Raw genomic sequence first — 6,486 nt, forward strand, 5'->3', positions numbered from 1 at the left:
TCTCAAAGGGGCAGGTTGCCGTGCTTGCGCGGCACGGGCTGTCGCCGTTTGTCGCGCAGCATCGCCAGCCCCCGTGCGAGCGCCGACCGGGTGTGCACGGGGTCGATCACGTCGTCGACCAACCCGCGCTCGGCGGCGTGGTGCGGGTGCATGAGCTGCCGGGTGTAGTCGGCGACCAGTTCGGCCCGCAGGGCGTCCGGATCGGGAGCCGCCGCCAACTCCCTGCGGTGAAGCACGCTGACGGCTCCCCCGGCGCCCATCACGGCGATCTCGTTGGTGGGCCACGCCAGCGACAGATCCGCACCGATGGAGCGCGAATCCATCACTATGTACGCCCCGCCGTACGCCTTGCGCAGGATGACCTGGATGCGCGGCACGGTCGCGTCGCAGTACGCGTAGAGGAGCTTGGCCCCGTGGCGGATGATGCCGGCGTACTCCTGGTCGGTGCCGGGCAGGAAGCCGGGCACGTCGACCAGGGTGACCAACGGGATGCTGAACGCGTCGCAGAACCGGACGAATCGCGCCGCCTTCTGCGATGCCGCGACGTCCAGGACACCGGCCAGGACCATGGGCTGATTGGCGACCAGGCCGATCACCTCGCCGTCGATCCTCGCGAGCGCGCAGATCACGTTGGCCGCCCATGCCTCGTGCAGCTCCATGAACTCGCCGTCGTCCACGATTTCCCCGATGACCGCTCGCATGTCGTACGGCTTGCTGGGCTCGGCCGGGACGATCTCGGCCAGCCGGGGACGCAGATCGGCGGCCGCGTCCCTGCCCGGCAGGCGCGGCGGTGTTTCCAGGTTGTTGGCCGGCAGCAGCGACAAGAGATAGCGCACGTCCTTCAGGCAGCTCTCCTCGTCGTCGTGCACGAACGTGGCGATCCCGGAGCGGGTGCCGTGCACCTGCGCGCCGCCGAGTTCGGCGTGGGTGACGCGCTGGCCGGTCACCGCCTCGACGACGTCCGGGCCGGTGAGGTAGAGCTGCGCCGTGTCGTGCACCATGAACGTCACGTCGGACAGCGCCGTCGAGTAGGCGGCTCCCCCGGCGCATGGCCCGAGCACCACGCTGATCTGCGGGATCACCCCGGACGCCTGGACGCTGCGCTGGAAGATCCCGCCGTACCCGTTGAGGGACATCACGCCTTCCTGGATCCGCGCCCCGCCGCTGTCGTTGATCGCGATGAACGGGGATCCGGTGGAGACGGCGAGGTCCATGACCTTCTGGATCTTCAGTGCGTGCGCCTCGCCGAGTGAACCGCCGAAGATGGTGAAGTCCTGGGCGCAGACGAAGACGCGGCGGCCGTTGATCGTCCCGGATCCGGTGACGACCCCGTCCGTGTGCGGGCGCCGCTTCTCCATGCCGAGGCCGTGGATCTGGTGGCGGCGGTACATGTCGATCTCGACGAACGACCCCTCGTCGAGCAGCAGGTCGAGCCGCTCGCGTGCCGTCAGCTTGCCGAGCGCGTGCTGTCTGTCGACGGCCCCGCGCTGTCCGGCGACGATTTCGTCGTGCAGCGCGTCGCACCGCTCGCGCAGCGCGCTCATCGAGTGGTCCGCGTGCGCGGGTTCGACGCCGGGATCCGCGTCTTCGCGCGCCGCAGTCGGCGCGGTCACCACGACGAGATCGGGCCTGGTGATCGTCATGGGCGCTCCTCCGCCGGCGGGATCGGGCTATTGCCAGTCAAAGACGTTCTCGTCCGCGCTGTCATCTCCGGGCGTGCGCTGCCGCCGCCCCGATCGCCCGATGCCCTCGTGATCCGGCCCCGACCGTCAGATCCAGTTCTCCTCCTTGGCCCGAAGCGCCGCCTGGAAGCGGTTGACCGCCCCCAGCCGAGCCATCAGATCCGCCACGTAGCGACGGTAGGTCCGTACGGACACGTCGATCTCGCGGGCCGCGATCTCGTCCTTGCCCGCGGTCGCCATCACCGACAGGACCCGCCGCTCGAGCTCTGACAGCAGCGGAGGTTCCTTGGACGGCTCGGTGAACTCCCTGATGTCCTTGGACGCTCCCCAAACGCCGTCGAAGTAGGTGACGAGCTGGGAGACCAACCCGGGCTCCCGTACGAGCAGCGCCCCCCTGGAGCTCTCCTTCGGATGGATCGGCACAACGGCCACGCTGCGGTCGAAGATCACCATACGGTCGATCGGCTCCTCCGTGATGTGCACCTCACCACCCAGGCTCACCAGGTCCCGCAGGTACGCGGCCATCAGCGGATCCTCGAGCGACCTGGGGTGGTAGACCGCCTTCACCGCCAGGCCGCGCCGCAGTGAGCGGGTGTCGAGCGGGAGCGCGGTCTCGATGGCGCCCCTTGAGAGCGGTCCGCCCGGATGCAGGCACAGCGTCTCCTTGTAGGAGAAGAAGCACAGGTCGTCGAGGCGCTGCCGGACCTGTTCCAGGCCCTCCACCCGCTCGATGTCCAGGGCGTTGGCCGCACGCTCGCCCTGCTGCTGGTCCTCGGCGAAGACGGAGATCGCGTCGCGTGCCGCCAGGACGCGGCGGATCTCCGCGTTCAGTTCGTTGAGGCGGCTCTCCACGAGCCGTTCGATGCCGATTCGCGGCTCGGTCGCCATGACCTTGTGCCGGTCCCGCAGGTCGAGCAGGGACAGCCGCTCGAGCTCCTCGACCGCGGCCTCCACCATGTCGGGGTCGAGTCCGAGTGCCTGCTTGGCGTCGCCGACCCCGTCTCCACGGTGGCGGAGGAAGTACCGGTATAAGTCGGCAGCCTCGGATGAGATACCGATGACGGAAACGTCCATGGCACACCTCCGAACAGTCCGCACCTGCACCGGCATGCGAATAGGCGTAATCACAAACTATCAGTAGACAGACAGTTTGGATCTTCTCGCATCATGCCCAGTCGATACACTCGACGAGCTGCGCAAGAATGCGGTTGAGGTGTGCGCGATCTTCGCCGGTCAGCCCGGCGATGACGTGTTCCTGGACGGCGTCGGCCACCGGTCGCAACGCGTCCGCGAGAAGCGTGCGACCGAGGTCGGTCAGTTCGATCGAATAGGCGCGGCGGTCGACCCTGTCCCGCCCCCGGGCGACCAGCCCCCGGTCCTCCAGCACATCGATGACATGCACCATCGTGGATCGGTCGATCGCCAGCCGCCGCCCGAGTTCCTGCTGGGAGAGCGGACCGGCGGCCTCAAGGACGACGAGCACGCCGTACTCACGCCAGCGCAGGCCCTCAGCCCTGAGCGCCTTCTCCATCCGCCGGATGAGCTCGCGCGCCACGTCGGCGAGGAGCCAGCCGGTGGTTTCGGCCAGCATGCCGGTGGCCGCCGCGCGCCCGCGTCCTGATCCCATTCACTCTTCCCGCTCATCACCGGAGTCGCTCTGAGCACCCGGCTCCACCTCCAGGGAGGCGATCACATCGCCCAGGACCTCGTCCCACGTGATCCCGACGTCAGGGGCGACTCCGCCGACGGCCATGGGCGCTCCTCCTCACCGGGCGACGCGGAACCCGTGGTCGGGCCGGGCTCTCGTCATCCCAATTGCCCTATTCGTCAGTATTTCTGATTATCTAGCGCAAGTCAATCAGTGATCCTGACGATCTGCCGTCGTCGGCGCCACGGTCGCCGACGCCCACTCGTGGTTGCGTCACCGAATGTACACGTGTGACACTCTTGCGATATACCTGCAATCCTTAATATGGACACCCTTGCACATCAGGCGATATATACCGATCGAAGGGACATAGGTGAGCACCGATTCCTCACGGACCGAACTTTCCGTCCCGCCGTCCCTGTCCGCCTCAACGAGTGCATTGATGAGCAAGGCCAACAACCTCTTCGGCGGCGTTTTCGAGTCCGCGATGGAACCATTCGGGCTGCGGTCCAAGGACTTCGTCGTGCTCATGGCCGTCGACGCGCTGGGACCCCAGTCGCAGCAGCAACTCGCGCGCGCTCATGACATAGACAGAACCACGATGGTCAGCGTCGTCGACGGCCTGGAACGGCTCGGGCTGGTCCGGCGGTCACGCGACCCGGACGACAGGCGCAAGTACGCGGTCGCCCTCACGGCGGAAGGCCAGTCGCTCCTGCGTCACAAGCTGGAACCCGCGATGCTGGCCGCTCTCGATGACTTCCTCAGCCCGCTCACCCCGGACGAGCGCGAGCAGTTCAACCGGCTCCTGTGGCGCCTGGTCCACGGGCGCGACCGAGCATGACCGCCTAAACGGGGCCGGCGATCGAGTCGATGACGGCGAGGACGGCCGGCCAGGCCGGTGAAAGCGGGTCGATGAGCCCGAAATGACCGACCCCGCTCAGCTCTACCAGCCTCGCGGACCGCTCACGTGCCGCGAAACCGCGACTGATCTCGATGGGCACGAGCCTGTCCGCCGAACCGTGCACGAGGGCGAGCGGGCCCGGGCCGTACGGCAGCAGGCGCGCCGGATCCGTCTCCGCGAGCAGGCCGAGACGCCCCCCCAGGAGGTCGCGGCAGGCACCGGCGCCAACCCCGGCCTCAATCGCACCGCCGAGATCGGCCACCGGTGCCAGCCCCACGCACCCGTGCACCCCCGGCCCGCTCCCCGGCCTCGTGTGCCAGCGCGAAGTGACCGGCAACCGATGCCTCATCGTCGTCCACAGGGCCAGATGACCACCGGCCGAATGCCCGACGAGGACGACCGGCCCGGCAGCCGGCGGGTCGTCCAGCACCGCGTCGACGGCCGCCGCCACGTCGTCGAACGTGCCCGGATAGCCGCCGCCCGGCTGGCCGAGCCTCCGGTACTCGGGCACGCACACGACATATCCCCGCCGGGCCAGTTCGTCCGCCATCGGCCGCATGTGCAACCGGTCGTACCTCGCCTGCCAGAACCCACCGTGCAGCAGGACGACGACGGCGGCGTCCGGCCGGCGCGTGATCCGCCGGATGTCGATAACCTGGTCGGGGTGCCGGCCGTAACGCAGGACCCGGTCGGGCGGCGCGGCGGGCCGGGTGAAGACGCCCGGAAGCGGCCCTCGGGAAGCAGTCGTCATGATCGCGCCAGCCGCCTAGGGGACGGGGCAGGGCAGAATGAAGCCCGGCGGAGCCGTACGGTAACAGGCCGCACCCGGGCAGACCACCTTCGCCACCGCCACGGCCGAGCCCGTTCCTACCGCGATCGGCTCATGCCCGAACCGGCGGCAGGCAATGTCCGGCCAGCCCAGCGCGCTCTCCCAGAGGCCGGAGTCGTCGAGCGTCCCGGGATCGGCGTCGACGGCCCATCGCTCCAAATAGGCCAGGTAGTCGGCTTCCCGGTGCCAGACAGTGACGCGCCGAAGGAAATCGGTCGCCGGCAGCGCTTCCCACGGCAGTGCCCGCGCCACCATCGCGCGCAGGAACGCCTCGCCGATCGCGTCCCGCACGGTACGGCCGGCCGCCACGGCCACCGTCGTCCACTCCCCGCTCACCCCGACGAGCCCGATCTGGAAATCGGCGCCGGGGAGCACGTAGGCCGGCACCCGGAGGTCCAGCAGTCGCGTGGCGGACGCGAGACCCCGCGGCAGCAACCTGCCGAGGTGCTCGGTGACCCGCAGAAGTGGAACCCGGGGGCTCTCCCACCACCGGATGGTCACGTCATGGGCGAGAACGTCCGCGATGGCGGCGCAGATGTCCTCCTCCACCACCCCGACGAGAGTGGGCTCGACCCCGCCGTCGCGCCCTCCGATGCGGACGACCTCGGCGGGCAGAAGATACCCGTCACGGCTCAGCAGGCCGACCCCGGGAACGTCCGTGCCGGTGTCGCCGAAGGGCGGCTCCGGCAGGAAATCGGCGAGGGACAGCCGCCGAGCGCCGGGCGACGGAGCCGGGGCGCCACCGGCCATCCCGTGTAGAGCGTCCAGCGCCGCAGCGCGCGTCCGCGCCCTGGCCAGCGCGTTATCCGGGGTGAAGCCGGCCGCGACGGTGGCGGCTCCGGCCGCCGGTCCTTCGGCGTACGCGAGGTACACCCCCCCGCCGAGGCACTCGGCGATCTCCCCGGTCCGCCCCGGCCACCAGGGCTCACCCGCGAGCGCGGACCGAAAGCCACCCGGGGTGGTCGCCATCAGTCCCTCCTCGTCACGGATCCCGGGCCGTGGCGGGCCCGGGACGGCCGGCGGCAAGGCCGCGAGCCCGGCTTCCACACAGCACCAGTAGAGCACGTGCGGCGAGGGCCCCGTCAATGTGAGACGGCATTTCCAGCACGTTGCGATAAATCTTGCCGGTGCCCGGTGGAAATTGACAGGAACCTGACAGCGGCCATCAGCTTGATGCCCCCTGTTCATCTGGTTCCCGGTAGCGGCGAGCAGCATTGTGGACAGTGCGAGAGAGACGAATCCGGCCCGAGAAAAGGTGTTCTGGAAATGACGACCGTGGATGACTCTCGGCTGAAATCATTTGCCGGTGGCCGGCTCGATCGAGCCGGGTTCAACATCGCTTCCTATTTCCTGGACCGCAACGACGACGACCGCACCGCGCTGATCACGCCCACCGGTCGCGCCACCTACGGCGAGCTGAAGTCGC

General features: G+C 69.1%; 7 protein-coding genes. 1 reads left to right on the top strand and 6 read right to left on the bottom strand.

Going from position 1 to position 6,486, the window contains the following annotated elements; all coding sequences use genetic code 11:
• Window positions 1-2: 2 nt before the first annotated feature.
• The 4 genes from ACFHYQ_RS25760 to ACFHYQ_RS25775 all read right to left on the bottom strand — a co-directional run bounded on the left by ACFHYQ_RS25760 (window position 3) and on the right by ACFHYQ_RS25775 (window position 3,435).
• Window positions 3-1,643 carry an acyl-CoA carboxylase subunit beta gene (locus tag ACFHYQ_RS25760; RefSeq protein ID WP_394303715.1) on the bottom strand — a complete coding sequence of 547 codons (1,641 nt, stop codon included), beginning with the start codon at window positions 1,641-1,643 and terminating at the stop codon, window positions 3-5.
• Between the two features lie 126 nt (window positions 1,644-1,769).
• Window positions 1,770-2,756: a hypothetical protein gene (locus ACFHYQ_RS25765; RefSeq protein WP_394303716.1), complete on the bottom strand. Its 987-nt coding sequence runs from the start codon at window positions 2,754-2,756 to the stop codon at window positions 1,770-1,772.
• A gap of 91 nt (window positions 2,757-2,847) precedes the next feature.
• Entirely contained in the window at window positions 2,848-3,309 is a 462-nt protein-coding gene (locus tag ACFHYQ_RS25770; RefSeq protein WP_394303717.1) for a MarR family winged helix-turn-helix transcriptional regulator, read from the bottom strand.
• On the bottom strand, window positions 3,310-3,435 hold the full coding sequence (locus tag ACFHYQ_RS25775; protein WP_394303718.1) for a hypothetical protein: 126 nt from the start codon (window positions 3,433-3,435) through the stop codon (window positions 3,310-3,312).
• 337 nt (window positions 3,436-3,772) lie between these two features.
• On the opposite strand from ACFHYQ_RS25775, the gene ACFHYQ_RS25780 reads away from it, so the two are divergent.
• Window positions 3,773-4,171 carry a MarR family winged helix-turn-helix transcriptional regulator gene (locus ACFHYQ_RS25780; RefSeq protein ID WP_394303719.1) on the top strand — a complete coding sequence of 133 codons (399 nt, stop codon included), beginning with the start codon at window positions 3,773-3,775 and terminating at the stop codon, window positions 4,169-4,171.
• A 4-nt stretch (window positions 4,172-4,175) separates the two neighbouring features.
• Here the strand turns inward: ACFHYQ_RS25780 and ACFHYQ_RS25785 are convergent, their stop codons facing one another.
• Both ACFHYQ_RS25785 and ACFHYQ_RS25790 read right to left on the bottom strand, forming a co-directional pair.
• Window positions 4,176-4,982: an alpha/beta hydrolase gene (locus ACFHYQ_RS25785; RefSeq protein ID WP_394303720.1), complete on the bottom strand. Its 807-nt coding sequence runs from the start codon at window positions 4,980-4,982 to the stop codon at window positions 4,176-4,178.
• Window positions 4,983-4,997: 15 nt separating this feature from the next.
• A complete protein-coding gene (locus tag ACFHYQ_RS25790) occupies window positions 4,998-6,029 on the bottom strand; it encodes a hypothetical protein (protein ID WP_394303721.1) in 1,032 nt (343 codons plus the stop codon).
• Window positions 6,030-6,486: the final 457 nt, after the last annotated feature.

The organism is Sphaerimonospora cavernae, from assembly GCF_042435035.1.
Classification (GTDB): domain Bacteria; phylum Actinomycetota; class Actinomycetes; order Streptosporangiales; family Streptosporangiaceae; genus Sphaerimonospora; species Sphaerimonospora cavernae.